35 protein-coding genes are annotated in these 22,989 nt (G+C 64.7%); 34 read left to right on the top strand and 1 reads right to left on the bottom strand.

Going from position 1 to position 22,989, the window contains the following annotated elements; all coding sequences use genetic code 11:
- Positions 1–278 precede the first annotated feature (278 nt).
- The 34 genes from rpsL (at position 279) to FW784_RS00790 (ending at position 22,207) form a co-directional block, all read left to right on the top strand.
- A complete protein-coding gene (gene rpsL, locus FW784_RS00955) occupies positions 279–656 on the top strand; it encodes a 30S ribosomal protein S12 (protein WP_149351487.1) in 378 nt (125 codons plus the stop codon).
- A 50-nt stretch (positions 657–706) separates the two neighbouring features.
- Entirely contained in the window at positions 707–1,174 is a 468-nt protein-coding gene (rpsG, locus tag FW784_RS00950; protein WP_149351486.1) for a 30S ribosomal protein S7, read from the top strand.
- Positions 1,175–1,284: 110 nt separating this feature from the next.
- Positions 1,285–3,375, top strand: a complete 2,091-nt coding sequence (fusA, locus tag FW784_RS00945; RefSeq protein WP_149351485.1) for an elongation factor G — start codon at positions 1,285–1,287, stop codon at positions 3,373–3,375.
- 64 nt (positions 3,376–3,439) lie between these two features.
- Positions 3,440–4,630 carry an elongation factor Tu gene (tuf, locus tag FW784_RS00940; RefSeq protein ID WP_149351484.1) on the top strand — a complete coding sequence of 397 codons (1,191 nt, stop codon included), beginning with the start codon at positions 3,440–3,442 and terminating at the stop codon, positions 4,628–4,630.
- Positions 4,631–5,067: 437 nt separating this feature from the next.
- Positions 5,068–5,379: a 30S ribosomal protein S10 gene (gene rpsJ / locus FW784_RS00935; protein WP_149351483.1), complete on the top strand. Its 312-nt coding sequence runs from the start codon at positions 5,068–5,070 to the stop codon at positions 5,377–5,379.
- Positions 5,380–5,389: 10 nt separating this feature from the next.
- Positions 5,390–6,043, top strand: coding sequence for a 50S ribosomal protein L3 (gene rplC / locus FW784_RS00930; protein WP_149351482.1), 654 nt, complete (start codon positions 5,390–5,392; stop codon positions 6,041–6,043).
- Positions 6,044–6,053: 10 nt separating this feature from the next.
- Positions 6,054–6,659, top strand: coding sequence for a 50S ribosomal protein L4 (gene rplD, locus FW784_RS00925; RefSeq protein ID WP_149351481.1), 606 nt, complete (start codon positions 6,054–6,056; stop codon positions 6,657–6,659).
- The gene (rplW, locus tag FW784_RS00920; RefSeq protein ID WP_149351480.1) at positions 6,656–6,952 is read left to right on the top strand and encodes a 50S ribosomal protein L23; all 297 of its coding nucleotides are present in this window, start codon (positions 6,656–6,658) and stop codon (positions 6,950–6,952) included. Before rplD ends, rplW begins: the two co-directional genes overlap by 4 nt.
- A 10-nt stretch (positions 6,953–6,962) precedes the next feature.
- Positions 6,963–7,790: a 50S ribosomal protein L2 gene (gene rplB / locus FW784_RS00915; RefSeq protein ID WP_149351479.1), complete on the top strand. Its 828-nt coding sequence runs from the start codon at positions 6,963–6,965 to the stop codon at positions 7,788–7,790.
- 6 nt (positions 7,791–7,796) lie between these two features.
- Entirely contained in the window at positions 7,797–8,063 is a 267-nt protein-coding gene (rpsS, locus tag FW784_RS00910) for a 30S ribosomal protein S19 (RefSeq protein ID WP_149351478.1), read from the top strand.
- A 10-nt stretch (positions 8,064–8,073) separates the two neighbouring features.
- Positions 8,074–8,409: a 50S ribosomal protein L22 gene (gene rplV / locus FW784_RS00905; protein WP_149351477.1), complete on the top strand. Its 336-nt coding sequence runs from the start codon at positions 8,074–8,076 to the stop codon at positions 8,407–8,409.
- 14 nt (positions 8,410–8,423) lie between these two features.
- Positions 8,424–9,161, top strand: coding sequence for a 30S ribosomal protein S3 (gene rpsC / locus FW784_RS00900; protein ID WP_149351476.1), 738 nt, complete (start codon positions 8,424–8,426; stop codon positions 9,159–9,161).
- Between the two features lie 6 nt (positions 9,162–9,167).
- Entirely contained in the window at positions 9,168–9,581 is a 414-nt protein-coding gene (gene rplP, locus FW784_RS00895) for a 50S ribosomal protein L16 (RefSeq protein ID WP_149351475.1), read from the top strand.
- Positions 9,581–9,769 carry a 50S ribosomal protein L29 gene (gene rpmC, locus FW784_RS00890; protein WP_149351474.1) on the top strand — a complete coding sequence of 63 codons (189 nt, stop codon included), beginning with the start codon at positions 9,581–9,583 and terminating at the stop codon, positions 9,767–9,769. Before rplP ends, rpmC begins: the two co-directional genes overlap by 1 nt.
- A 9-nt stretch (positions 9,770–9,778) precedes the next feature.
- Positions 9,779–10,048 carry a 30S ribosomal protein S17 gene (gene rpsQ, locus FW784_RS00885; protein ID WP_149351473.1) on the top strand — a complete coding sequence of 90 codons (270 nt, stop codon included), beginning with the start codon at positions 9,779–9,781 and terminating at the stop codon, positions 10,046–10,048.
- 15 nt (positions 10,049–10,063) lie between these two features.
- Positions 10,064–10,432 carry a 50S ribosomal protein L14 gene (rplN, locus tag FW784_RS00880; protein ID WP_027082417.1) on the top strand — a complete coding sequence of 123 codons (369 nt, stop codon included), beginning with the start codon at positions 10,064–10,066 and terminating at the stop codon, positions 10,430–10,432.
- Between the two features lie 13 nt (positions 10,433–10,445).
- Positions 10,446–10,760 (top strand): 50S ribosomal protein L24, encoded by a 315-nt coding sequence (rplX, locus tag FW784_RS00875; RefSeq protein WP_149351472.1) that lies wholly within the window; start codon positions 10,446–10,448, stop codon positions 10,758–10,760.
- 11 nt (positions 10,761–10,771) lie between these two features.
- Positions 10,772–11,314 (top strand): 50S ribosomal protein L5, encoded by a 543-nt coding sequence (gene rplE, locus FW784_RS00870; protein WP_149351471.1) that lies wholly within the window; start codon positions 10,772–10,774, stop codon positions 11,312–11,314.
- Between the two features lie 17 nt (positions 11,315–11,331).
- Positions 11,332–11,637 carry a 30S ribosomal protein S14 gene (rpsN, locus tag FW784_RS00865; RefSeq protein ID WP_149351470.1) on the top strand — a complete coding sequence of 102 codons (306 nt, stop codon included), beginning with the start codon at positions 11,332–11,334 and terminating at the stop codon, positions 11,635–11,637.
- A gap of 93 nt (positions 11,638–11,730) precedes the next feature.
- Positions 11,731–12,129, top strand: coding sequence for a 30S ribosomal protein S8 (gene rpsH / locus FW784_RS00860; RefSeq protein WP_149351469.1), 399 nt, complete (start codon positions 11,731–11,733; stop codon positions 12,127–12,129).
- Positions 12,130–12,142: 13 nt separating this feature from the next.
- Positions 12,143–12,670: a 50S ribosomal protein L6 gene (rplF, locus tag FW784_RS00855; RefSeq protein ID WP_149351468.1), complete on the top strand. Its 528-nt coding sequence runs from the start codon at positions 12,143–12,145 to the stop codon at positions 12,668–12,670.
- Positions 12,671–12,740: 70 nt separating this feature from the next.
- Positions 12,741–13,094, top strand: a complete 354-nt coding sequence (gene rplR, locus FW784_RS00850; protein WP_149351467.1) for a 50S ribosomal protein L18 — start codon at positions 12,741–12,743, stop codon at positions 13,092–13,094.
- Positions 13,095–13,233: 139 nt separating this feature from the next.
- Positions 13,234–13,767: a 30S ribosomal protein S5 gene (gene rpsE / locus FW784_RS00845; RefSeq protein ID WP_149351466.1), complete on the top strand. Its 534-nt coding sequence runs from the start codon at positions 13,234–13,236 to the stop codon at positions 13,765–13,767.
- Positions 13,760–13,960: a 50S ribosomal protein L30 gene (gene rpmD / locus FW784_RS00840; RefSeq protein WP_149351465.1), complete on the top strand. Its 201-nt coding sequence runs from the start codon at positions 13,760–13,762 to the stop codon at positions 13,958–13,960. Before rpsE ends, rpmD begins: the two co-directional genes overlap by 8 nt.
- Positions 13,961–13,966: 6 nt before the next feature.
- The gene (rplO, locus tag FW784_RS00835) at positions 13,967–14,404 is read left to right on the top strand and encodes a 50S ribosomal protein L15 (RefSeq protein ID WP_149351464.1); all 438 of its coding nucleotides are present in this window, start codon (positions 13,967–13,969) and stop codon (positions 14,402–14,404) included.
- 28 nt (positions 14,405–14,432) lie between these two features.
- A complete protein-coding gene (gene secY / locus FW784_RS00830; RefSeq protein ID WP_425481560.1) occupies positions 14,433–15,761 on the top strand; it encodes a preprotein translocase subunit SecY in 1,329 nt (442 codons plus the stop codon).
- A gap of 445 nt (positions 15,762–16,206) precedes the next feature.
- Entirely contained in the window at positions 16,207–16,563 is a 357-nt protein-coding gene (rpsM, locus tag FW784_RS00825) for a 30S ribosomal protein S13 (protein WP_149351462.1), read from the top strand.
- Positions 16,564–16,572: 9 nt separating this feature from the next.
- Positions 16,573–16,965 (top strand): 30S ribosomal protein S11, encoded by a 393-nt coding sequence (rpsK, locus tag FW784_RS00820; RefSeq protein ID WP_133479382.1) that lies wholly within the window; start codon positions 16,573–16,575, stop codon positions 16,963–16,965.
- Between the two features lie 13 nt (positions 16,966–16,978).
- Entirely contained in the window at positions 16,979–17,608 is a 630-nt protein-coding gene (gene rpsD / locus FW784_RS00815; RefSeq protein ID WP_149351461.1) for a 30S ribosomal protein S4, read from the top strand.
- 51 nt (positions 17,609–17,659) lie between these two features.
- Complete coding sequence (locus tag FW784_RS00810; protein ID WP_149351460.1) at positions 17,660–18,658, top strand: DNA-directed RNA polymerase subunit alpha; 999 nt, start codon at positions 17,660–17,662, stop codon at positions 18,656–18,658.
- Positions 18,659–18,998: 340 nt separating this feature from the next.
- On the top strand, positions 18,999–19,370 hold the full coding sequence (gene rplQ, locus FW784_RS00805) for a 50S ribosomal protein L17 (RefSeq protein ID WP_149351459.1): 372 nt from the start codon (positions 18,999–19,001) through the stop codon (positions 19,368–19,370).
- Between the two features lie 202 nt (positions 19,371–19,572).
- Positions 19,573–20,109 carry a disulfide bond formation protein B gene (locus FW784_RS00800; RefSeq protein WP_235893523.1) on the top strand — a complete coding sequence of 179 codons (537 nt, stop codon included), beginning with the start codon at positions 19,573–19,575 and terminating at the stop codon, positions 20,107–20,109.
- 6 nt (positions 20,110–20,115) lie between these two features.
- Positions 20,116–21,504 carry a class II 3-deoxy-7-phosphoheptulonate synthase gene (locus tag FW784_RS00795; RefSeq protein WP_149351457.1) on the top strand — a complete coding sequence of 463 codons (1,389 nt, stop codon included), beginning with the start codon at positions 20,116–20,118 and terminating at the stop codon, positions 21,502–21,504.
- Positions 21,505–21,544: 40 nt separating this feature from the next.
- A complete protein-coding gene (locus tag FW784_RS00790; protein ID WP_149351456.1) occupies positions 21,545–22,207 on the top strand; it encodes a DUF1275 domain-containing transporter in 663 nt (220 codons plus the stop codon).
- Here the strand turns inward: FW784_RS00790 and FW784_RS00785 are convergent.
- A partial coding sequence (locus FW784_RS00785; RefSeq protein WP_268890867.1) for an amidase family protein occupies positions 22,204–22,989 on the bottom strand: 786 nt, incomplete at its 5' end. The two genes, FW784_RS00790 and FW784_RS00785, sit on opposite strands and share 4 nt — an antisense overlap.

The raw sequence follows: 22,989 nt of genomic DNA, 5'->3' as shown, positions 1-22,989 counted from the left end.
GGCGGGCCGGCCCTGCTATACTCTCGCGGCTAAGCAATACCCGGGCAGCCTCAGGGCGGCCCCAGATCACCAAATGAGGCCACAGGACGTGCCTCGTATTGGACCCAGGGCAGGGTGGGATCTAAGCGTTGCGCGCGCCCTTGCGGCGGCCGGTGCATCGCACGAATCGAGCTCGCGACCGGTAATTCCGGACGCGGGCTAGGTTCATTCGTCTTGGCTGGCCCCTCGGGGCTGGCCTTCCGTTTTCCACGGGTCTCGGCCCAAACGAAGAGCTCCAGATGGCGACCATCAATCAGCTTGTGCGCAAGCCGCGCAACCCTGAAACCTACAAGAGCGCCTCGCCGGCACTCGCGAACTGCCCGCAGCGTCGTGGCGTCTGCACGCGCGTCTACACCACGACCCCGAAGAAGCCGAACTCGGCGCTTCGCAAGGTCGCCAAGGTGCGTCTCACCAACGGTTACGAAATCATTTCGTACATCGGCGGCGAAGGCCACAACCTGCAGGAGCACTCGGTCGTGCTGATCCGCGGCGGTCGCGTCAAGGACCTGCCGGGCGTTCGCTACCACACCGTGCGCGGTGCGCTCGATGCCTCCGGTGTCGCCAAGCGTCGCCAGAGCCGCTCCAAGTACGGCGCCAAGCGTCCGAAGAAGTCCTGATTCCGGCAGGCGCGTAGAACGCGCCGTCGACTGATACGAGGTTCACGCCAATGTCGCGTAAAGGTTCCACTCCGCAGCGCTCGGTCCTGCCCGATCCCAAGCATGGGAGCGACACGATCGCCCGCTTCATCAATATGGTCATGAAGAGCGGCAAGAAGTCGATTGCCGAGAAGATCGTCTATGGCGCCATGGACGTGATCGGCGAGAAGAGCCCGAATGCGCTCGAGCTCGTCGAGAAGGCCCTGACGAACGTTGCCCCCGCCGTCGAGGTGAAGTCCCGCCGCGTCGGTGGTGCCACGTACCAGGTGCCGGTCGAAGTGCGCCCAACGCGCCGTTCGGCGCTCGCGATGCGCTGGTTGATCGATTCGGCTCGCAAGCGCGGCGAGAACTCGATGCCGCGCAAGCTTGCTGCCGAACTGATGGACGCCAGCGAAAACCGCGGCGGCGCCATCAAGAAGCGGGAAGAGACGCATCGCATGGCCGAGGCCAACAAGGCCTTCGCGCACTACCGCTGGTGATCTAGCGCTTCGGCGCTGACAGGAGCGGCAGTAGTCGCTCCTCCAACCGGAGGCCGCCTTCAAGGGCGGCGTCCGGCCATTTGTGAAACCCAAATTTACGAGAGGGTCCCGTGGCTCGCACCACTCCCATCGAGCGTTACCGCAATTTCGGCATCATGGCCCACATCGATGCCGGCAAAACCACCACGACCGAGCGCGTGCTTTTCTACACCGGCGTCAACCACAAGATCGGCGAAGTGCACGAAGGTGCCGCGACGATGGACTGGATGGAGCAGGAGCAGGAACGCGGCATCACGATCACGTCCGCTGCAACGACCTGCTTCTGGTCGGGCATGGACCGCAGCTTCCCCGAGCACCGCTTCAACATCATCGACACCCCGGGCCACGTCGACTTCACGATCGAAGTCGAGCGTAGCCTTCGCGTGCTCGACGGTGCGGTGTTCGTGCTGTGCGCCGTCGGCGGCGTGCAGCCGCAGTCGGAAACCGTGTGGCGCCAGGCCAACAAGTACGCCGTGCCGCGCATGGCGTTCGTCAACAAGATGGACCGCACCGGTGCCAACTTCGACAAGGTCGTCGAGCAGCTGAAGTCGCGTCTCGGCGCCTATGCCGTGCCGATGCAGGTGCCGATCGGCGCCGAAGAAAACTTCGAAGGCGTCATCGATCTCGTCAAGATGAAGGCGATCGCCTGGGACGTCGCGTCGCAGGGCACCAAGTTCGAGTACGTCGAGCTGCCGGCGCACCTGAAGGCCAAGGCCGAAGAGGCGCGCGCGTTCATGGTCGAGGCCGCCGCCGAGGCGTCCGAAGAGCTGATGGACAAGTACCTCAACGACGGCGAGCTGACCGAAGCCGAGATCATCGCGGGCATCCGCGAGCGCACGCTGCGCGTCGAGGTCGTTCCGGTCTTCTGCGGCACCGCGTTCAAGAACAAGGGCGTGCAGGCGATGCTCGACGCCGTGATCCACCTGCTGCCGTCGCCGATCGATCGGCCGCCGGTGCAGGGCATCGACGACGACGAGAAGGAAGACAGCCGCAAGGCGTCGGATACCGACCCGTTCTCGGCGCTCGCGTTCAAGATCATGACGGACCCGTACGTTGGTTCGCTGACGTTCTTCCGCGTGTATTCGGGCGTGCTCAATGCCGGCGACGCGGTGTACAACCCCGTCAAGAGCCGCAAGGAGCGCGTGGGCCGCATTCTGCAGATGCATGCGAATCAGCGCGAAGAGATCAAGGAAGTCCGCGCGGGCGACATCGCCGCCGCTGTCGGCCTGAAGGACGTCACCACCGGTGACACGCTCTGCTCGCAGGACCACATCATCACGCTCGAGCGCATGATCTTCCCGGAGCCCGTCATCTCGATGGCGGTGGAGCCGAAGTCGAAGGCCGACCAGGAAAAGATGGGCGTCGCACTGGGCCGCCTGGCGCAGGAAGACCCGTCGTTCCGCGTCCGCACCGACGAGGAATCCGGCCAGACGATCATCTCCGGCATGGGCGAGTTGCACCTCGACATCCTCGTCGACCGCATGCGTCGCGAGTTCAACGTCGAAGCGAACGTCGGCAAGCCGCAGGTCGCCTACCGCGAGACCATCCGCAAGGCGGTCAAGGCCGAAGGCAAGTTCGTGCGCCAGTCGGGCGGTAAGGGTCAGTTCGGCCACGTGTGGCTCGAGATCTCGCCGAACGAGCAGGGCAAGGGCTACGAGTTCGAGAACGCGATCGTCGGCGGCGTTGTACCGAAGGAATACATCCCGGCGGTCGACAAGGGCATCCAGGAAGCGGTGGCGAACGGCATCATGGCCGGCTACCCGATCGTGGACGTCAAGGTCCGCCTGGTCGACGGCTCGTATCACGAGGTCGACTCGTCGGAAATGGCGTTCAAGATCGCCGGCTCGATGGGCTTCAAGGAAGGCTTCAACAAGGCCTCGCCCGTGCTGCTCGAGCCGATCATGAAGGTCGAGATCGTGACGCCGGAGGATTACCTCGGTGACGTCATGGGCGACGTGAGCCGTCGTCGCGGCATCCTGCAGGGTCAGGACGACAGCCCGTCGGGCAAGATCATCGCCGCGATGATTCCGCTCGGTGAAATGTTCGGCTACGCCACGACGCTGCGCTCCATGTCGCAGGGCCGCGCCACTTTCACGATGGAATTCGATCACTACGCCGAGGCGCCGAACAACATCGCCGAAGCGGTAATCAAGAAGAACTGACGAAAACAAATGCCCCGGGCAACCAGCCCGGGGCGCCGGATCAACTGAAACTGAGGTAATTGCAATGGCCAAGGGTAAGTTCGAGCGCACCAAGCCCCACGTGAACGTGGGCACGATCGGTCACGTTGACCACGGCAAGACGACGCTGACGGCGGCGCTGACGAAGGTAGGTGCCGAGCGTTTTGGTGGTGAGTTCAAGGGCTACGACCAGATCGACGCGGCGCCGGAAGAGAAGGCGCGCGGCATCACGATCTCGACGGCGCACGTGGAATACGAGTCGGCGAACCGCCACTACGCGCACGTCGACTGCCCGGGTCACGCGGACTATGTCAAGAACATGATCACGGGTGCGGCGCAGATGGACGGCGCGATCCTGGTGTGTTCGGCGGCGGACGGCCCGATGCCGCAGACGCGCGAGCACATCCTGCTGGCCCGCCAGGTCGGCGTGCCGTACATCCTGGTCTACCTGAACAAGGCGGACCTGGTGGACGACGCGGAGCTGCTCGAGCTGGTCGAGATGGAAGTTCGCGAGCTGCTGAGCAAGTACGACTTCCCGGGCGACGACACCCCGATCATCAACGGCTCGGCCCGCCTGGCGCTCGAGGGTGACCAGTCGGAGATCGGCGTGCCGTCGATCATCAAGCTGGTCGAGGCGCTGGACACCTGGATCCCGCAGCCCGAGCGCGACATCGACAAGCCGTTCCTGATGCCGGTCGAGGACGTGTTCTCGATCTCCGGTCGTGGCACGGTGGTGACCGGCCGCATCGAGCGCGGCGTGATCAAGGTGGGCGAGGAAATCGAGATCGTCGGTATCCGTCCGACCCAGAAGACGGTCGTCACCGGCGTCGAGATGTTCCGCAAGCTGCTGGACCAGGGCCAGGCGGGCGACAACGCCGGCCTGCTGCTGCGCGGCACCAAGCGTGACGACGTCGAGCGCGGCCAGGTGCTGTGCAAGCCCGGTTCGATCAAGCCGCACACCGACTTCGAGGCCGAGGTCTATGTGCTGAGCAAGGACGAAGGCGGCCGCCACACGCCGTTCTTCAAGGGCTACCGTCCGCAGTTCTACTTCCGCACGACCGACATCACCGGCGCCTGCACCCTGCCCGAGGGCGTGGAGATGGTGATGCCGGGCGACAACGTGAAGATGACCGTGCAGCTGATCAACCCGGTGGCGATGGACGAAGGCCTGCGCTTTGCAATCCGCGAGGGCGGCCGTACCGTCGGCGCCGGCGTGGTGGCGAAGATCATCAAGTAAGAGCCGGTTACCGGGTCTCCCGGGAGTACTTGCGGCTGCTTCGGCTCCGGCAGGACGGCCACGCAAGCGAGTCGTACCGTGCCGCCCTCATCAGGCGGCACAAATTTCGGATGAAAGGCGTCGGACCTCTTTACGCCGTCTTCGCATCCACGCTAGAATCACGGTCCCCTGACTCGTCGGGGGATCGACAGCGAAATGTGCGGCAGGATGCCGTTCGTATTCGCCCGACAGGGAAGCGTCGTGTGTCGCACCGGTTGCAGCATTGCTGCTTGCCGCGCTGCTTCACGCGCCTTATACTTTTCTGTCTGGCGGGCCCGGAAACGGGCCTGCCTTGTTTTTTGCGTGTCACCTGCCGAAAGGCGCGCGATACGTGCTCATCGTGGGGTGTGGCGCATGAAGCCGCCGCACCCGTCGCTCTTTAACGAAGGAACCCCGTCATGGCGGACCAGAAGATCCGAATTCGGCTGAAAGCGTACGATCATCGACTGATCGATCGCTCGGCCAGCGAGATCGTCGAGACGGCGAAGCGGACCGGCGCGCAAGTGCGCGGCCCGATCCCGCTGCCGACCAAGATCGAGCGCTTCACCATCCTTACCTCGCCGCATGCCGACAAGGATGCGCGTGACCAGTACGAGACCCGCACGCACAAGCGCGTTCTCGACATCGTCGACCCCAACGACAAGACCGTGGACGCGCTCATGAAGCTCGAGCTCGCGGCTGGCGTTGATGTCCAGATCAAGCTGACCTGAGGCCGCCACCATGACCGCGAAGAAATATTCGTTGGGCATCGTCGGTCGCAAGGCCGGCATGAGCCGCGTTTTCCTTGAGGACGGCCGCTCGGTTCCGGTGACGCTGATCGAAGCGACGCCGAACCGCATCACCCAGATCAAGACCCCGGAAACCGACGGCTACAGCGCCGTGCAGGTAACCGTCGGAGTGCGTCGCGCCGCGCTGCTCACCAAGCCGGAAGCCGGTCATCTCGCCAAGGCGAAGGTCGACGCGGGCCGTGGCCTGTGGGAGCTGCGCGTGGAGAACGACCAGATCGGCGGCTTCGAAATCGGCGGCGAGATCAAGGCCGACATTTTTGAGCCGGGCCAGATCGTCGACGTCCAGGGCATCAGCAAGGGCAAGGGCTTCCAGGGCACGATCAAGCGCTGGAACTTCCGCATGGGCGACGCGACGCACGGTAACTCGCTGTCGCATCGTTCGCCGGGCTCGATCGGCCAGCGCCAGACGCCGGGTCGCGTGTTCCCGGGCAAGAAGATGTCCGGCCACATGGGCGCCGAGACCAAGTCGATCCAGCGCCTCGAGGTCGTCCGCGTGGACGCCGAGCGCGGCCTGATCGCGGTCAAGGGCGCGATCCCCGGTGCTCCCGGCGGCGACGTGATCGTCCGCCCGACGAGCAAGGGCTAAGGAGAACACGATGGAACTTGCCATCAACAACAGCGACAAGACGCTCTCGGTCTCCGATGCGATCTTCGGTCGCGATTTCAGCGAAGACCTGGTCCATCAGGTCGTCGTGGCCTACCGCAACGCGGGCCGCTCGGGCACCAAGGCGCAGAAGACGCGTTCCGAAGTGCGCGGCACCACGAAGAAGTCGAAGAAGCAGAAGGGCGGTGGCGCGCGCCACGGTGCCCTGACCGCTCCGATCTTCGTCGGCGGCGGCGTGACGTTCGCGGCCAAGCCGCGCAGCTTCGCCCAGAAGGTCAACCGCAAGATGTATCGCGCCGCGATGGCGTCGATCCTTTCCGAGCTGAATCGCCAGGGCCGCATTTCGGTCGTCGACTCGCTCGAGATCGAGGCGCCGAAGACCAAGGGCCTCATCACGATGCTCAAGGATCTCGGCACCGGCCGCCGTCCGCTCCTCGTCACCGAGGACGCGACGGAAAACCTGTACCTGTCGGCGCGCAACCTGCCGTATGTCGAAGTCCGCGATGTCCAGGGTCTCGACCCGGTGACGCTCGTCGGCGCCGACTCGGTGGTGTTCACCTCCGATGCGGTCAAGAAGATCGAGGAGTGGCTGGCATGAACGACGCCAAGCTCTACAACATCATCCGCGCACCGCGTATCTCCGAGAAGACCGCGCGGCTGCAGGAAATCTCGAACCAGTACGTGTTCGAGGTCGCTACCGACGCCAACAAGACCGACATCAAGGCGGCCGTCGAGAAGCTTTTCGGCGTTAGCGTCCGTGCGGTCAACGTTGTGAACGTGAAGGGCAAGGGCAAAGCCTTCAAGTCACGCATGGGCCACCGCGCTGATTGGCGCAAGGCCTACGTCACGCTGGCCGAAGGCCAGTCCATCGACGTGATGGCCACGGCCTGAGGATAGATAGATGGCATTGATGACCTTCAAGCCCACTTCGCCGGGTCGCCGCAGCGCGGTCCGCGTCGTGACTCCCGGTCTCCACAAGGGTGACCCGTACCAGGGTCTCGTGGAGAAGCAGGGCAAGACCGGTGGCCGCAACCACCATGGCCGCATCACGACGCGTCACGTCGGCGGTGGCCACAAGCAGCATTACCGCATCATCGACTTCAAGCGCGACAAGGTCGGTATCCCGGCGCGCGTCGAGCGCATCGAGTACGACCCCAACCGCACCGCGCACATCGCACTGCTGTGCTATGTCGACGGCGAGCGTCGCTACATCATCGCGCCGAAGGGCCTGAAGGATGGCGACCAGGTGATCGCGGGCCGCGACGCCCCGATCCGCGTCGGCAACACGCTGCCGCTGACCAACATCCCGGTCGGTTCGACGGTGCATTGCATCGAGATGAAGCCGGGCAAGGGTGCGCAGATCGCACGTGCGGCCGGCGCCGGCGTGCAGCTGGTCGCTCGCGAGCAGGGCTACGCCACGCTTCGCCTTCGCTCCGGCGAAATGCGCAAGGTTCCGGCCGAGTGCTGCGCAACGATCGGCGAAGTCGGCAACGACGAGCACAACCTCGAGAAGCTGGGCAAGGCCGGTGCGAAGCGCTGGCGCGGTGTCCGTCCGACGGTGCGTGGCGCGGCCATGAACCCGGTCGACCACCCGCACGGTGGTGGCGAGGCGAAGGCCGGTCAGGGCAATCCGCACCCGGTCACGCCGTGGGGCGTTCCGACCAAGGGTTACAAGACCCGCAAGAACAAGCGGACGCAGCAGTTCATCGTTCGCGACCGCAGGAGCTGATAGGCCATGCCACGTTCACTCAAGAAGGGCCCGTTCACCGATCACCACCTCATCAAGAAGGTGGAGACCGCGGGCAACAACAAGAAGCCGATCAAGACCTGGTCGCGCCGTTCGACCGTGCTGCCGGAAATGATCGGCTTCACGATCGCCGTCCATAACGGGAAGAACCACATCCCGGTTCTCATCAACGAGAACATGGTCGGTCACAAGCTCGGCGAGTTCGCCATGACCCGTACGTTCAAGGGTCATGTTGCTGACCGGAAGTCGAAGTAAGGAGATGACAATGGAAGCGAAAGCCATCCTACGCAGCGCGCGCATCTCCCCCCAGAAGGCACGCCTCGTCGCTGACCAGATCCGTGGTCTGCCGGTCGAGCGCGCGCTGAGCCTGCTCAAGTTCTCCGACAAGAAAGTCGCGGGCATGATCTACAAGGTCGTGTTCTCCGCCGCCTCGAACGCCGAGAACAATCTCGGCGCCGACGCCGACGACCTGCGCGTCAAGACCGTAATGGTCGACGAAGGTCCGACGCTGAAGCGCTTCATGGCGCGGGCCAAGGGCCGCGGCACCCGCATCCTCAAGCGCACCAGCCACATTACTGTGGTCGTGGGCGCAGGCAAGTAAGGCGGAGCAGACTAATGGGTCATAAAGTACATCCCACCGGTATCCGCCTTGGCATCTCCAAGGACTGGAACTCGAAGTGGTTCGCAGGCAAGAGGCAGTTCAGCAATTACCTTGCTGGCGATCTTCGCGTGCGCATGATGCTTCGCAAGAAGCTGGCATCGGCCGGTATCTCGCGCATCCAGATCGAGCGCCCCGCGAACAACGCTCGCGTGACGATCCACACCGCCCGCCCGGGCGTCGTGATCGGCAAGCGTGGCGAGGACATCGAGAAGCTTCGTCGCGAAGTCAGCGCGGTGATGGGCGTCCCGGCGCACATCAACGTGTCCGAGGTGCGCAAGCCCGAACTCGACGCGCAGCTGGTTGCCGAGTCCATCGCGCAGCAGCTCGAGCGCCGCATCATGTTCCGCCGCGCGATGAAGCGCGCCGTCGGCAACGCGATGCGCCTCGGCGCGCTGGGCATCAAGGTCAACGTCGCAGGCCGCCTCAACGGTGCGGAAATCGCCCGTTCGGAGTGGTATCGCGAAGGCCGCGTGCCGCTCCACACCCTCCGCGCCGATATCGACTACGGGTTCGCCGAGGCGAAGACCACGTACGGGATCATCGGAATCAAGACCTGGATCTACAAGGGCGAAATCTTCGATTTCTCCCAGGTCGGCCAGGAGAAGCAGGAAGAGAACTCGCCGCGCGGCGAGCGCTCGGACCGCGGTGACCGAGGCGATCGTCCTGATCGTCGCGGCCGCGAGCAGAGGTAATCCGCCATGTTGCAACCCAAGCGAACCAAATTCCGCAAGATGCACAAGGGCCGCAACGACGGCCTGGCATGGAGCGGCAACGCCGTCAGCTTCGGCGAGTTCGGCCTCAAGGCGACCGCCCACGGCCAGCTCACCGCGCGCCAGATCGAATCGGCGCGCCGCGCGATCAGCCGCTACGTCAAGCGTGGCGGCAAGATGTGGATCCGCGTGTTTCCCGACAAGCCGATCACGCAGAAGCCGATCGAAGTCCGCATGGGCTCCGGTAAGGGCAACGTCGAGTACTGGGTCGCCCAGATCCAGCCCGGCCGCATGATCTACGAGATCGAGGGCGTGGGCGAGGACGTGGCTCGCGAGGCATTCCGCCTTGCCGCCGCCAAGCTCTCGGTGACCACCACCTTCGTTACCCGGACGGTGCGCTAATGGAACTCAAGGAACTCCGCTCGAAGTCGGCTGCCGAGCTGAACACCCATCTGACCGACCTGCACAAGGAGCGTTTCGCGCTCCGCATGCAGCAGGCCACCGGCCAGCTCGCCAAGAGCCACGAAGTCCGCCGCGTCCGTCGCGAGATCGCTCGCACGAAGATGCTGCTGGACCAGAACCAGAAGTAAGGACCCACCATGACCGACAACAATACAGAGAAGGCTATTCGCACGGTCGAAGGTCGCGTCCTCAGCAACAAGATGGACAAGACCGTCACTGTGCTCGTCGAGCGCCAGGTCAAGCATGCGCTGTACGGCAAGTACATCCGCCGCTCGAGCAAGCTGCACGCCCACGACGCCGACAACACCTGCAACGAAGGTGATGTCGTACGCGTCCAGGAATGCGCGCCGATGTCGAAGACCAAGAACTGGCGCGTCGTGCAGATCGTCACGCGCGCGGCCGGTTAAGAGGAGAGCTGAAACATGATCCAGATGCAGAGCTACCTCGACGTGGCCGACAACTCCGGCGCGAAGGAAGTGATGTGCATCAAGGTGCTGGGCGGCTCGAAGCGCCGCTACGCAGGCATCGGTGACATCATCAAAGTGTCCGTCAAGGACGCGATTCCGCGCGGCAAGGTGAAGAAGGGCGACGTCTACGACGCAGTCGTCGTGCGCACCCGCAAGGGCGTCCGTCGACCCGACGGTTCGCTCATCCGTTTCGACGGCAACGCCGCCGTGCTGCTCAACAACAAGCAGGAGCCGATCGGCACCCGCATCTTCGGACCGGTCACGCGCGAGTTGCGTACCGAAAAGTTCATGAAGATCGTGTCGCTCGCCCCTGAAGTGCTCTGAGCGGAGAACTGACATGAACCGTATCCGCAAGGGCGACCAGGTCGTCGTGATTACCGGCAAGGACAAGGGCAAGCAGGGCGAAATCGTCCGCGTGCTCGGCGACAAGGTCGTCGTGTCCAACATCAACGTGGTGAAGCGCCACACCAAGCCGAACCCGCAAGCGGGCCAGCCGGGTGGCATCGTCGAGCGCGAAGCGCCGATCCACGCGTCCAACGTCATGCTTCTCAATCCTGCCACCGGCAAGGGCGAGCGCATTGCTTTCAAGATGCTGGAGGATGGACGCAAATTGCGTGTGTTCCGCTCCAGTGGTGAGGCGGTTGACGCCTGAGGAATGCATAAATGAATACGCGTCTCGAAAAGTTCTACAAGGACGAAGTCGTCCCGCAGCTCATCCAGAAGTTCGGCTACAAGAACGTCATGGAAGTGCCGCGGCTGTCCAAGATCACGCTCAACATGGGCGTGGGCGAGGCCGCGACGAACAAGAAGGTCCTGGAAAACGCCGTCGCCGACATGACCAAGATCACCGGCCAGAAGCCGATCGTGACGAAGAGCCGCGTGTCGGTCGCTTCGTTCAAGATCCGCGACGGCTGGCCGATCGGCTGCAAGGTCACGCTGCGCCGCGCGAAGATGTTCGAGTTCCTCGACCGCCTGGTCAACGTCTCGCTGCCGCGCGTGCGCGACTTCCGTGGCGTGTCCGGCAAGTCATTCGACGGCCGTGGCAACTACAACATGGGCGTCAAGGAACAGATCATCTTCCCGGAGATCGATTTCGACCAGGTCGACGCGATCCGCGGCATGGACATCGCGGTCACCACGACGGCGAAGACCGATGCCGAAGCGCGTGCGCTTCTCGAAGCCTTCCGCTTCCCGTTCCGCAATTGATTCTCGAGGATTGAACAATGGCTAAGACTTCCATGATCAACCGCGAGGTCAAGCGCGAGAAGCTCGCCAAGCGCCACGGCGCGAAGCGCGACGCTCTCAAGAAGATCATCGCGAGCACCACCGCCTCTTACGAGGACAAGATGGATGCCGTCGTGAAGCTGCAGAAGCTTCCGCGCGATTCGTCGCCCAGCCGCCAGCGCAATCGTTGCGCGCTGTCGGGCCGTCCGCGTGGCGTGTACCGCAAGTTCGGCCTCGGTCGCAACATGCTGCGCAAGGCCACGATGAACGGCGATGTTCCGGGTCTCCGCAAGGCGAGCTGGTAACATAAGCGTGATAACCGCGGCGGGTTACCTGCCGCGGGAACAACTGAAATTCGCAATCCCGCGGATATCGGTGCTTCTCATAAGGAAACTCTCATGAGCATGACTGATCCCATCGCCGACATGCTGGTCCGCATCAAGAATGCGGCCGCTGTACGGAAGCCGACGGTGTCGATGCCGTCGTCGAAGATCAAGATCGCAATCGCCGGCGTGCTGAAGAGCGAGGGCTACATCCTCGACTTCCGCACCGCCGAAACGGGCCCGGGCAAGACCGCGCTCGAAATTACGCTGAAGTACTACGAAGGCCGTCCGGTCATCGAGCGTCTCGAGCGCTTCTCGCGTTCGGGTCGTCGCCAGTACCGCGGCAAGTCGGAGCTGCCCAAGGTCCTCAACGGCCTCGGGGTTTCCATCATCTCCACCTCCAAGGGCATCATGACCGACACGCAAGCACGCCAGCAGGGCGTCGGCGGTGAGGTCCTGTGCGTCGTGGCATAAGGGAGTAACGAACATGTCCCGAGTAGCCAAGAAGCCGGTCGCCCTTCCGAAGGGTGTCGAGCTGAATGTCCAGGCCGATTCCATCAGTGCAAAGGGGCCGAAGGGCACCCTGAGCGTCGTCAAGCCCGCCGCGATCGAAGTGACCATCGAGGACGGCCAAGCCGTGTTCGTCACCGAAGATGCCGCGTTGATCCCGCTTACCGGCACGCTTCGCGCCATCCTCGCCAACATGGTGAAGGGCGTGACCGAAGGCTTCGAGCGCAAGCTCGAGCTGGTCGGCGTCGGTTACCGCGCGTCGATGCAGGGCAGCGACCTCAACCTGGCGCTGGGTTTCTCGCACCCCGTCGTGTTCAAGGCGCCGGAAGGCATCACGATCACGACGCCGACGCAGACCGAAGTCCTCGTGGTCGGCGCCGACAAGCAGCGCGTCGGCGAAGTCGCCGCGAAGATCCGTGGCTTCCGTCCGCCGGAGCCCTACAAGGGCAAGGGCGTGAAGTACGCGGGCGAAGTGATCATTCGTAAGGAAGCCAAGAAGGCCTAAGCGGACTTCCGCACGGATCCGACGCCTGGCGCTGATCCGCCCTAGACCTTCAGCTTTCAAGGACAAGACCATGCTTAAGAAAATCGCTCGTCTGCGCCGCGCCAAGTCGACGCGCTCGCACATCCGCAACCTCGGCGTACCCCGTCTGTCCGTGCTCCGCACCGGCCAGCATCTTTACGCGCAGGTGTTCAGCGCGGATGGCTCGAAGGTGCTCGCCTCGGCTTCGACGGTCCAGTCGGACGTGCGCGACGGCCTGAAGAACGGCAAGAACGCCGATGCAGCTTCGAAGGTCGGCCGTGTCATCGCCGAAAAGGCCAAGGCAGCGGGTATCGAGAAGGTCGCGTTCGACCGCTCGGGCTATCGCTACCACGGTCGCATCAAGGCGCTCGCCGACGCTGCCCGCGAGGGTGGCCTGCAGTTCTAAGAGCGGCCTTGCCGTTCGACCCGCCGATGCGGATGGGCATCGGGCGACGGCGCGGATTCCCGCGCCGTCGGTGCACCCGCGGTAAATCACAACGATAAGCGGCGACGCCGCAAGTCCTTTCAACTACCGGAATATTCAAATGGCAGAAGAACGTCAGCAGCGCGGTCGCGATCGCAATCGCGAAGAAGTCGACGACGGCATGATCGAGAAGCTGATCGCGGTCAACCGCGTCAGCAAGACCGTCAAGGGCGGCCGCCAGTTCACCTTCACCGCATTGACGGTGGTCGGCGACGGCAATGGCAAGGTCGGCTTCGGGTACGGCAAGGCGCGCGAAGTGCCAGTCGCGATCCAGAAGTCGATGGAGCACGCACGCAAGTCGATGGCGAACGTCGACCTCAACAACGGCACGTTGTGGCATTCGGTCAAGGCCGGTCACGGCGCGGCCCGCGTGTTCATGATGCCCGCGTCCGAGGGTACCGGCGTCATTGCCGGCGGTGCGATGCGAGCGGTGCTGGAAGCGGTGGGCGTGAAGAACGTCCTCGCCAAGGCCGTCGGCTCGCGTAACCCGATCAATCTCGTGCGCGCCACGATGCGCGGCCTGACCGACATGCGGTCGCCGTCGCAGATCGCAGCGAAGCGCGGCAAGAAGGTGGAGGACCTCGTCCATGGTTAAGGACCAGGCAGTCGAGGGCGGCACCGTCAAGGTCCGTCTGGTCAAGGGTCTTCGCGGCACGCAGGGCATTCATCGCCTGTCGGTGCGCGCGTTGGGTCTCAACAAGATCAACGATGTGCGTGAACTGAAGGACAGCCCGCAGGTGCGCGGCCTGATCAACAAGGTTCACTACCTCGTTCGCGTCGAGGAGTAATCGACCATGCGTATGAATACATTGCAGCCCGGCGACGGCGCCCGTACCGAACGCAAGCGCGTCGGCCGCGGCATCGGTTCCGGCTTGGGCAAGACCTGCGGCCGCGGCCACAAGGGCTCATTCGCGCGTTCGGGCAAGGGCAAGATCAAGGCCCAGTTCGAAGGCGGACAGATGCCGCTGATCAAGCGGCTGCCGAAGGTCGGCTTCCGCTCGAAGCTCGCCAAGGAGTCTTCGGAAGTGCTGCTGTACGCACTCGAGGCTCTTGAAGCCGGCGAGATCAGCATTACTTCGCTCAAGGCGGCCGGTCTCGTGGCGCCGAACGTGAAGAAGGTGAAGATCGTCAAGAAGGGCGACGTCTCCAAGGCGTTCATCCTCAAGGGCGTGTCGGCAACGGCAGGCGCGAAGACGGCGATCGAAGCTGCCGGCGGTTCGATTTCGGAGTAAGGGCCTGATGGCGCGTAGCAGCAATTCGATGGCCGGCCTGGGTGGCGGCCTCGGCAAGTTCACCGAGCTCCGCCAGCGACTGCTTTTCGTGGTCGCGGCGTTGGCCGTCTACCGGATTGGCTGCTACATACCCGTTCCGGGCGTGAATCCGCAGGCGATGGTCGATTTCATGGCCACGCGCCAGGGGACGATCGTCGACATGTTCAACATGTTTTCGGGCGGTGCACTGCACCGCATGAGCCTGTTCGCCCTGAATGTGGCCCCGTACATCTCGGCATCGATCGTGGTGCAGCTGCTGACGCAGATCGTGCCGAGCCTGAAAGCCATCCAGAAGGAAGGCGAGTCGGGCCGTCGCAAGATCAACCAGTGGTCGCGTCTGGGCACGATTCCGCTAGCCGTATTCCAGGCGTGGGGCATCGCGACCTGGCTGCAGAGCGCGACAGCCCCGGGCGGGACGCCGGTCGTTTATGGCGGCGGCCCCGGGTTCGTGATCACAGCCGTGGTGGCGCTAACGGCCGGCACCGTATTCCTGATGTGGTTGGGCGAGCAGATCACCGAGCGAGGCATCGGCAACGGGATCTCGCTGCTGATCTTCTCGGGCATCGTCGCCGGCATGCCGGGCCAGATCATCAACATGCTCGGCCAGTTGCGGGACGGCGACATGAGCCCGCCGGCCGCGATGATCACGGCGGCGCTGGTGCTGGGCTTCACGTATTTCGTGGTGTTCGTCGAGCGCGGCCAGCGCCGTATCACGGTCAACTACGCCCGACGTCAGGGTGGCCGCAACGCCTACCAGAACCAGTCGTCCTTCCTGCCGTTGAAGCTGAACATGTCGGGCGTCATTCCGGCGATCTTTGCGTCGAGCATCGTGATGTTCCCGGCGACGGCCGCGACATGGTTCAGCCAGAACAATTCGCAGTCGTGGCTGCTGAAGCTGAGCCAGATGCTTTCGCCCGGAGAGCCGCTCCACATGATCCTGTACGCGGCGCTGATCGTGGGTTTCTCGTTCTTCTACACGGCGCTGGTTTTCAATTCGCAGGAGACTGCGGAAAACCTGAAGAAGTCGGGCGCGCTGATCCCGGGTATCCGCCCGGGTCGCGGTACGGCGGACTACATCGACGCCGTGCTGACCCGGCTCACGGCGGCCGGCGCGGTCTACATGGTCCTCGTCTGCCTGTTGCCGGAGATCATGCGCAGCCAGCTCGGAACCTCGTTCTACTTCGGCGGCACGTCTCTGCTGATCGTGGTGGTCGTGGTTATGGACTTCATCGCGCAGATCCAGGCGCACTTGATGTCTCATCAGTACGAGAGCCTGCTGAAGAAGGCCAACCTGCGCGGCGGCTCTCGCGGCCGCTGAGCGGCGGTGGTGCGGCGATTGTGATTATCGCGTGCATGCGGCGGGGTTTGCTGGCATAATGCCGCGCTGCGTGGCGAGAGTCCCGCAAATGGCCTGGACGGCCGATCGGTTTGAACCCCGGCCAGGATGGCGAAACGGAACAAAAGGCGGCAGGTCGAACTTCGCTTCGATCTCCGCAGATGGGCGACCCGAGCGGCAGTCCCGCGCGCGGGTGGACCCTTGGCCATACGCGCGCCTGAGGAGTGCGCGGGGCCGGGCAGGGCGGTTCGCCGCGATGCCCGGTACAGCCAGGGTCTGTCGCCGGAGCATGGGCACACTCCCCATGCCGGCCGATGCGGCTTGCCGCAGCGGTTCAAGCAAGCCGGGACACGCAGATTTCGGGTTTTTCTCGAGAGTTCAATCGCCGGGCGCAAGCCGGGCGCACACCAGTTTTGGAGATCGCCAAATGGCGCGTATTGCGGGTGTCAACCTGCCTGCCCAGAAGCACGTCTGGGTCGGGCTGCAGAGCATCTACGGCATCGGCCGTACCCGTTCCAAGCAGGTCTGCCAGTCGGCCGGCGTCACGCCGGCGACCAAGATCCGTGACCTGTCCGAGCCCGAAGTCGAGCGCCTGCGCGCCGAGGTCGGCAAGTTCACCGTCGAAGGCGACCTGCGTCGCGAAGTCGGCATGGCCATCAAGCGCCTGATGGACCTCGGTTCTTACCGCGGCCTTCGTCACCGCCGCGGCCTGCCGCTGCGCGGCCAGCGCACCCGGACCAACGCACGTACCCGCAAGGGTCCGCGCAAGGCCATCAAGAAGTAAGGGACCGACATGGCCAAGCCTGCCGCGAAAGCTCCGAAGAAGAAGATCAAGCGTGTCGTCACCGACGGCATCGCCCATGTCCACGCTTCGTTCAACAACACCATCATCACGATCACCGACCGTCAGGGCAACGCGCTCTCGTGGGCGACCTCGGGCGGCGCCGGTTTCCGCGGCTCGCGCAAGTCGACCCCGTTCGCAGCGCAGGTCGCCGCCGAGAAGGCCGGTCGTGCAGCTCTCGACTACGGCGTGAAAGCGCTTGAAGTCCGCATCAAGGGTCCCGGTCCGGGCCGTGAGTCAGCCGTGCGTTCGCTCAACAACGTCGGCTACAAGATTCTCAACATCATCGACGTGACGCCCATCCCGCACAACGGATGCCGTCCGCCGAAGAAGCGCCGCGTCTGAGGAGGAATAAGACATGGCACGCTATATCGGTCCCACCTGTAAGCTCGCGCGCCGCGAAGGCGCCGACCTCGGCCTGAAGTCGCCGGCCCGTGCTCTCGACTCGAAGTGCAAACTCGAGCAGAAGCCAGGCCAGCACGGCGCCACCGCCCGCAAGGGCAAGCTGTCCGACTACGCCACCCAGCTTCGTGAGAAGCAGAAGGTCAAGCGTATCTACGGCCTGCTGGAGCGTCAGTTCCGGAACTACTACAAGAAGGCTTCGAACCGGAAGGGCAACACCGGCGAGAACCTGCTGCAGCTCCTCGAGACGCGTCTCGACAATGTCATCTACCGGATGGGTTTCGCGGTCACCCGCGCCTCCGCCCGGCAGCTGGTCAGCCATCGCGGCGTCACCGTCAACGGCAAGATCGTCAATCTTCCGTCGTACCAGGTGAAGGCCGGTGATGCGATCGCGCTCGCTGAGCGTGCGCAGAAGCAGCTCCGCGTGCAGGAGGCCTTGACGGTCTCCCAGCAGATGGACCTGTCGCCGTCGTGGATCGAAGTCGATGCGAAGAAGTTCGCTGGCATCTTCAAGGCCGTTCCGGATCGTGCGGACCTGCCTGCAGACATCAACGAAGCTCTCATCGTCGAGTTGTACTCGAAGTAATCACCGTTCCGGGCCGTCGTGACGACGCCGGCCCACAGGAGAAGCCACAACATGACGGTTACCGCCAATCAGGTATTGCGCCCGCGTGGTCCCCAGATCGAGCGCTTGACCGGCAATCGCGCCAAGGTCGTGATCGAACCGCTGGAACGCGGCTACGGTCACACCCTCGGCAATGCGCTGCGCCGCGTTCTGCTCTCGTCTATCCCCGGGTTTGCGATTACCGAGGTGGAGATCGATGGCGTGCTCCACGAGTACACCACGGTCGAAGGCCTCGAGGAGGACGTGCTTGATGTCCTGCTCAATCTCAAGGACGTCGCCATCCGGATGCACACCGGTGAGAGCGCGATGCTGTCGCTGAACAAGTCGGGCCCGGGCATCGTCACGGCCGGGGACATCCGCACTGACCACAACGTCGAGATCGTGAACCCCGATCACGTCGTTGCCCACCTCACGAAGGACACGGCGCTCAACATGCGCCTGAAGATCGAGCGTGGCTACGGGTACCAGCCGGCTGCCGCGCGTCGTCGTCCGGACGAGGAAACCCGTGCGATCGGTCGCCTGATGCTGGACGCGAGCTTCTCGCCGGTCCGTCGCGTCGCTTACGCGGTGGAAGCCGCGCGCGTCGAGCAGCGTACCGACCTCGACAAGCTTGTCCTCGACATCGAAACCAACGGCACGATCGACGCCGAGGAAGCCGTCCGCACGGCCGCCGACATCCTCACCGACCAGTTGTCGGTATTCGGCGACTTCACCCATCGCGAGCGCGGTGCGGCGAAGCCGGCCACCGGTGGCGTCGACCCGCTGCTGCTGCGTCCGATCGACGATCTCGAGCTGACGGTGCGTTCGGCCAACTGCCTCAAGGCCGAGAACATCTACTACGTCGGCGACCTGATCCAGAAGACGGAAGTCGAGCTGCTCAAGACCCCGAATCTCGGCAAGAAGTCGCTCACCGAGATCAAGGAAGTCCTCGCACAGCGCGGTCTTTCGCTCGGTATGCGGCTTGAGAACTGGCCGCCGGCCGGTGTCGCCTCGCACGGGATGATGGGCTGAGTAAAAGATGCGGGACGCGCAGGCGTCCTCTGCCCGAACGCCGGCGCCGTAACGGGACCGGCCGGATCGACGCTCAAGCGTGGTTCGAAGCAACGTTAGCCGCTCGACGTTCACTTGCTTTTGTAAAACTGCTGCGCCGTGACTGCTCGCGACGCGGCACCGGATCCCGCCCTCACACGGCGGGATTCCGCATGAAAGGCACCACCACCGACGGTCATCTAAGCCCGCGGTACATCCGGCCAGGACGGTCGGAATCGGACCAACCGCAGTCCAAAGCGTCAACGCCGGGATGGCGACAGCGAAATCCAGAAGTTCCAACATTGCCTAGGAATCCACTGCCATGCGCCATCAGAAAGCCGGCCGCAAGTTCAGCCGCACCAGCGCCCATCGCGATGCCATGTTCACGAACATGGCGGCGTCGCTGATCAAGAACGGCCTCATCCGCACCACGCTCCCGAAGGCGAAGGAACTCCGTCGCGTCGCCGAGCCGCTCATCACCCTCAGCAAGACCGACGGCGTGGCCAATCGGCGCCTTGCGTTCTCGCGCCTGCGCGACAAGGAAGCGGTCGGCAAGCTGTTCATCGAGCTTGGTCCCCGCTACCGCGAGCGTCCGGGCGGTTACCTGCGGATCCTCAAGTGTGGTTTCCGCGCCGGCGACAACGCGCCGATGGCGTACGTCGAGCTCGTCGACCGCCCTGACGCGGCCCAGTAACAGCCTGCAGATCCCGTCGAGCCTTTTGGTCCGGCGTAAGCGAAGCCCCGGCGTCCCCGGGGCTTTCGCGTTGTTGGGGGGGCGCCGAACCCACCGGACTCGCTACGGGCGCTGTGCACGACGTCGCATGGCTCCACGGCCGGCGACTGCTGCCAACGAGCCCGGTCGTCGTCTTTTGCGTTGACGCCGCCGCCCTGCGACCATGACCGCTCCGGGGAATCGCATCCACACCATGGCACCCAACCCGTTTCGCGCCTCGTTCCGCGCGCAATTCTTTCTCGTATTCCTGGCCTGCTGCGCGCTGATGGCCTACGCGTTGTACGCCGAGCACGTGCTCCGGCTGGAACCATGTCCGCTGTGCATCTTCCAGCGCATTGCGGTGATTGCGCTCGGGCTTGTCAGTCTGGTGATCGCATTGGTCGGGCCTAAGCGGCCGCGCGCACGCTCGCTTGCGGGGCTGATCGCGCTCATACCGGCGCTCGCGGGCGCCGGCGTCGCGGCGCGGCACGTCTGGATCCAGCACCTGCCGCCGGACCAGGTACCGTCGTGCGGCCCGCCGTTTGCGTTCCTGCGCGAAACGCTGCCGTTCATGGCGCTCGTGCGAAAAGTGCTCACGGGTGATGGCCAGTGCGCGAAAATCGAGTGGACGTTCCTCGGCCAGTCGATGCCGGTGTGGACCCTGATCAGTTTCGTGGTGCTGGCGTTGTGGATCGCCTTCGCTGCGTTCCGTCGAAGGTGAGAGGCGATGCCGAATAACGAGACCAACCTGCAGGCCGTGACGCTTCCGCACGCGTGGAGCGTCCGTTCGTGGCGCACCCGCCCCGCGGAGCAGATGCCGCGATACGCCGATCCCGTCGAGCTCGAGGGCGCGCTCGCCGAGTTGGGGCGGTTGCCGCCGCTGGTGACGTCGTGGGAGATCCAGAGCCTCAAGCAGCAACTCGCAGAGGCGCAGGACGGCAAGCGGTTCCTGCTGCAGGGCGGCGATTGCGCCGAGAGCTTCGACGAGTGTTCGTCCGACGTCATCTCCAATCGCCTGAAAGTATTGCTGCAGATGTCGCTCGTGCTCGTGCACGGGATGCGCAAGCCGGTGGTGCGCGTCGGTCGTTTCGCCGGCCAGTATGCGAAGCCGCGTTCGGCGGACATGGAGATCATCGACGGCGTGAGCCTGCCGAGCTACCGCGGCGACATCGTCAACGGCCCTGCATTCACGCCCGAAGCGCGTCGCCCCGATCCCCGCCGGATGATCAAGGCGCATGCGCGTTCGGCGATGACGATGAATTTCGTTCGCGCCCTCATAGACGGCGGCTTCGCAGACCTGCACCACCCCGAATACTGGGATCTCGGATGGGTCGGGCATTCGCCGCTTGCCGACGAGTACCGGCACATGGTCGCCGCGATCGGCGATGCCGTGCGCTTCATGGAAACGCTGTCGGGCGCCGAGGTGCACAACCTCAACCGTGTCGACTTCTACACGTCACACGAGGCGCTGCTCCTGCCGTACGAGGAGTCGATGACGCGCCAGGTGCCGCGCAACTGGGGCTGGTTCGACCTGAGCACGCACTTCCCGTGGATCGGCATGCGTACCGCGCAGATCAACGGCGGCCACGTCGAGTTCCTGCGTGGCATCCGCAATCCTGTCGCGGTGAAGGTGGGGCCGTCGGTGACGCCGGACCAACTGCTGCGACTGGTCGACGTGCTGAATCCGGAGGACGAGCCCGGCCGGCTGACCTTCATCCACCGCATGGGCGCGGCGCACATCGGCGCCAAGCTGCCGGCGCTGCTGGACGCCATGCGTCGGGACGGTCGTCGCGTGCTGTGGGTGTGCGATCCCATGCACGGCAATACCGAGCCGACCGCCAACGGCTACAAGACGCGTCGCTTCGCGAACATCGCAGGCGAAGTGGAACAGGCGTTCGATCTGCACGCAGCGGCGGGCACGCGCCTTGGCGGCGTGCATCTGGAGCTGACCGGCGAAGACGTCACCGAATGCCTCGGGGGCGCGCGCGAGCTCACCGAACTCGACCTCGAGCGCGCTTACCGCACCTGCGTCGATCCGCGCCTCAACTATGAGCAGGCGCTCGAGATCGCGATGCTCATAGTTCGCAAGCAGAACCAGCTGAGCGCGCCGCGATGACGGGTGCGCGCCGCTTGCCACCCGGGCAGCGCCGGAACGGGTGATCAGCCGGCTGCCGCGCTGGGTCTGGCCGGTGGCGTGGTTGCTGGCTTTTGACGCCGGCGCTGTCAACGCGGTCGGGCTGCTGGGCGCTGCGCACCAGGCGGTGTCCCACCTCACTGGAACAACGACGCTGCTGGCGACGGCGATCGCCGACGGTGACGGGCTCGGGATCGCGCGCTTCGCCGGCGTGGCGCTGGCATTCGTTGCCGGCGCGGTCGCCGCAGGCGCGGTGATTCCGACCAATCCGCTTGATCTGGATCAGCGGCAGAGCGCGCTGCTTGCCGCCGTCGCCGTGCTTCTTGTGCTCTCGCTGGCCGCATTTGAAAGCGGCAGCCTCGCTGGCCTGCACCTGGCCGCGGCAGCCTGCGGTCTTCAGAACGCGATGACGACCAGCTTCAGCGGCGCCGTCGTTCGCACCAGCCACGTCTCCGGCATGTTCACCGACCTCGGCATCGCACTCGGCCACGCGCTGCGTCGTGCACCCGTGCAGCCGCGGCGCCTGCTGCTGTGCTCGGTGGTCATCGCCGGCTTCTTCGCAGGCGGCCTAGCCGCGGCGGCGCTGTACGCCCGCGTGGGCTACGGCGCGCTGTGGCTGCCGACAGGCATGACCGTGGTGCTCGCGATCGTCAACGCCGCGCACGTAGCGCGGCGCGCCCGCTAGCGTTCGATCCGACGCGCGGGTTCGTCAACGGTCGGCAGGAAGCGAGGCGGCTTGCGCGCATGCGTGGCCTGCTCGAAGCCGTAGGCGAGTTCGATCAGTCGCCCTTCGCTCCACTTCGGGCCCAGGAACACCAGACCCAGCGGCAGCCCGCGAGCATCGCCCATCGGCACGCTGATGCTCGGGTAGCCGGCAACCGCGGCGGCGCCGTAGCCCGCGCCGACGAAGTGGTCGCCGAGCACGGTGTCGGTGCGCCAGGCGGGCCCCGTCGACGGCGCGACCAACGCGTCCAGGTGCTGCTTCGCCAGCGCGACATCGATGCCTTGGGGGCCCGCGAGACGTCGCGCCGTCTCGCGCGCGGCGCGGTATTTCGCCGACTGCATCGGCGGCGCCTTCAATGTCTGCTCGAACAGTTCCTGCCCGAAGTAGGGCATCTCCTGCACCGCGTGGCTGCGATTGAAGTCGACCACGTCCTGGAAGCGGTGCACTGACCCGCTGCTGTCGCGCAGGTAGGTCTCGAGACCCGGCGCGAACTCCGAAAGCAGCACGATGTTCTCGGCCTCGTCCCACCTGCCGGCCGTGGGGATCTCGGCGTCCACGACCGTCGCGCCGGCCGCCTTCAACGCGGCGACGGCGCGGTCGAACGCGGCATCCACGTCCGGGTGGTAGCCCGCGCTCTTGCGGAGTACGCCGATGCGCGCGCCGCGCAGCGCGTCGGGTTTGAGATGCGACGCGTAATCCACCCGGTCCGGATGCTTGCCGCCGCTGACCGCCGGGTCGCGCGG

This window comes from Cognatilysobacter lacus (assembly GCF_008274655.1).
In the GTDB taxonomy this organism is placed as follows: Bacteria; Pseudomonadota; Gammaproteobacteria; order Xanthomonadales; family Xanthomonadaceae; genus Cognatilysobacter; species Cognatilysobacter lacus.
This window is presented reverse-complemented; position numbering and strand designations above follow the sequence as displayed.

What these genes read in the sequence shown, in the direction of transcription:
- rpsL (WP_149351487.1), top strand. Translation starts at nt 279, where the DNA reads ATGGCGACCATCAATCAGCTTGTGCGCAAGCCGCGCAACCCTGAAACC.
- rpsG (WP_149351486.1), top strand. Translation starts at nt 707, where the DNA reads ATGTCGCGTAAAGGTTCCACTCCGCAGCGCTCGGTCCTGCCCGATCCC.
- tuf (WP_149351484.1), top strand. Translation starts at nt 3,440, where the DNA reads ATGGCCAAGGGTAAGTTCGAGCGCACCAAGCCCCACGTGAACGTGGGC.
- rpsJ (WP_149351483.1), top strand. Translation starts at nt 5,068, where the DNA reads ATGGCGGACCAGAAGATCCGAATTCGGCTGAAAGCGTACGATCATCGA.
- rplC (WP_149351482.1), top strand. Translation starts at nt 5,390, where the DNA reads ATGACCGCGAAGAAATATTCGTTGGGCATCGTCGGTCGCAAGGCCGGC.
- rplD (WP_149351481.1), top strand. Translation starts at nt 6,054, where the DNA reads ATGGAACTTGCCATCAACAACAGCGACAAGACGCTCTCGGTCTCCGAT.
- rplW (WP_149351480.1), top strand. Translation starts at nt 6,656, where the DNA reads ATGAACGACGCCAAGCTCTACAACATCATCCGCGCACCGCGTATCTCC.
- rplB (WP_149351479.1), top strand. Translation starts at nt 6,963, where the DNA reads ATGGCATTGATGACCTTCAAGCCCACTTCGCCGGGTCGCCGCAGCGCG.
- rpsS (WP_149351478.1), top strand. Translation starts at nt 7,797, where the DNA reads ATGCCACGTTCACTCAAGAAGGGCCCGTTCACCGATCACCACCTCATC.
- rplV (WP_149351477.1), top strand. Translation starts at nt 8,074, where the DNA reads ATGGAAGCGAAAGCCATCCTACGCAGCGCGCGCATCTCCCCCCAGAAG.
- rpsC (WP_149351476.1), top strand. Translation starts at nt 8,424, where the DNA reads ATGGGTCATAAAGTACATCCCACCGGTATCCGCCTTGGCATCTCCAAG.
- rplP (WP_149351475.1), top strand. Translation starts at nt 9,168, where the DNA reads ATGTTGCAACCCAAGCGAACCAAATTCCGCAAGATGCACAAGGGCCGC.
- rpmC (WP_149351474.1), top strand. Translation starts at nt 9,581, where the DNA reads ATGGAACTCAAGGAACTCCGCTCGAAGTCGGCTGCCGAGCTGAACACC.
- rpsQ (WP_149351473.1), top strand. Translation starts at nt 9,779, where the DNA reads ATGACCGACAACAATACAGAGAAGGCTATTCGCACGGTCGAAGGTCGC.
- rplN (WP_027082417.1), top strand. Translation starts at nt 10,064, where the DNA reads ATGATCCAGATGCAGAGCTACCTCGACGTGGCCGACAACTCCGGCGCG.
- rplX (WP_149351472.1), top strand. Translation starts at nt 10,446, where the DNA reads ATGAACCGTATCCGCAAGGGCGACCAGGTCGTCGTGATTACCGGCAAG.
- rplE (WP_149351471.1), top strand. Translation starts at nt 10,772, where the DNA reads ATGAATACGCGTCTCGAAAAGTTCTACAAGGACGAAGTCGTCCCGCAG.
- rpsN (WP_149351470.1), top strand. Translation starts at nt 11,332, where the DNA reads ATGGCTAAGACTTCCATGATCAACCGCGAGGTCAAGCGCGAGAAGCTC.
- rpsH (WP_149351469.1), top strand. Translation starts at nt 11,731, where the DNA reads ATGAGCATGACTGATCCCATCGCCGACATGCTGGTCCGCATCAAGAAT.
- rplF (WP_149351468.1), top strand. Translation starts at nt 12,143, where the DNA reads ATGTCCCGAGTAGCCAAGAAGCCGGTCGCCCTTCCGAAGGGTGTCGAG.
- rplR (WP_149351467.1), top strand. Translation starts at nt 12,741, where the DNA reads ATGCTTAAGAAAATCGCTCGTCTGCGCCGCGCCAAGTCGACGCGCTCG.
- rpsE (WP_149351466.1), top strand. Translation starts at nt 13,234, where the DNA reads ATGGCAGAAGAACGTCAGCAGCGCGGTCGCGATCGCAATCGCGAAGAA.
- rpmD (WP_149351465.1), top strand. Translation starts at nt 13,760, where the DNA reads ATGGTTAAGGACCAGGCAGTCGAGGGCGGCACCGTCAAGGTCCGTCTG.
- rplO (WP_149351464.1), top strand. Translation starts at nt 13,967, where the DNA reads ATGCGTATGAATACATTGCAGCCCGGCGACGGCGCCCGTACCGAACGC.
- secY (WP_425481560.1), top strand. Translation starts at nt 14,433, where the DNA reads ATGGCCGGCCTGGGTGGCGGCCTCGGCAAGTTCACCGAGCTCCGCCAG.
- rpsM (WP_149351462.1), top strand. Translation starts at nt 16,207, where the DNA reads ATGGCGCGTATTGCGGGTGTCAACCTGCCTGCCCAGAAGCACGTCTGG.
- rpsK (WP_133479382.1), top strand. Translation starts at nt 16,573, where the DNA reads ATGGCCAAGCCTGCCGCGAAAGCTCCGAAGAAGAAGATCAAGCGTGTC.
- rpsD (WP_149351461.1), top strand. Translation starts at nt 16,979, where the DNA reads ATGGCACGCTATATCGGTCCCACCTGTAAGCTCGCGCGCCGCGAAGGC.
- FW784_RS00810 (WP_149351460.1), top strand. Translation starts at nt 17,660, where the DNA reads ATGACGGTTACCGCCAATCAGGTATTGCGCCCGCGTGGTCCCCAGATC.
- rplQ (WP_149351459.1), top strand. Translation starts at nt 18,999, where the DNA reads ATGCGCCATCAGAAAGCCGGCCGCAAGTTCAGCCGCACCAGCGCCCAT.
- FW784_RS00800 (WP_235893523.1), top strand. Translation starts at nt 19,573, where the DNA reads ATGACCGCTCCGGGGAATCGCATCCACACCATGGCACCCAACCCGTTT.
- FW784_RS00795 (WP_149351457.1), top strand. Translation starts at nt 20,116, where the DNA reads ATGCCGAATAACGAGACCAACCTGCAGGCCGTGACGCTTCCGCACGCG.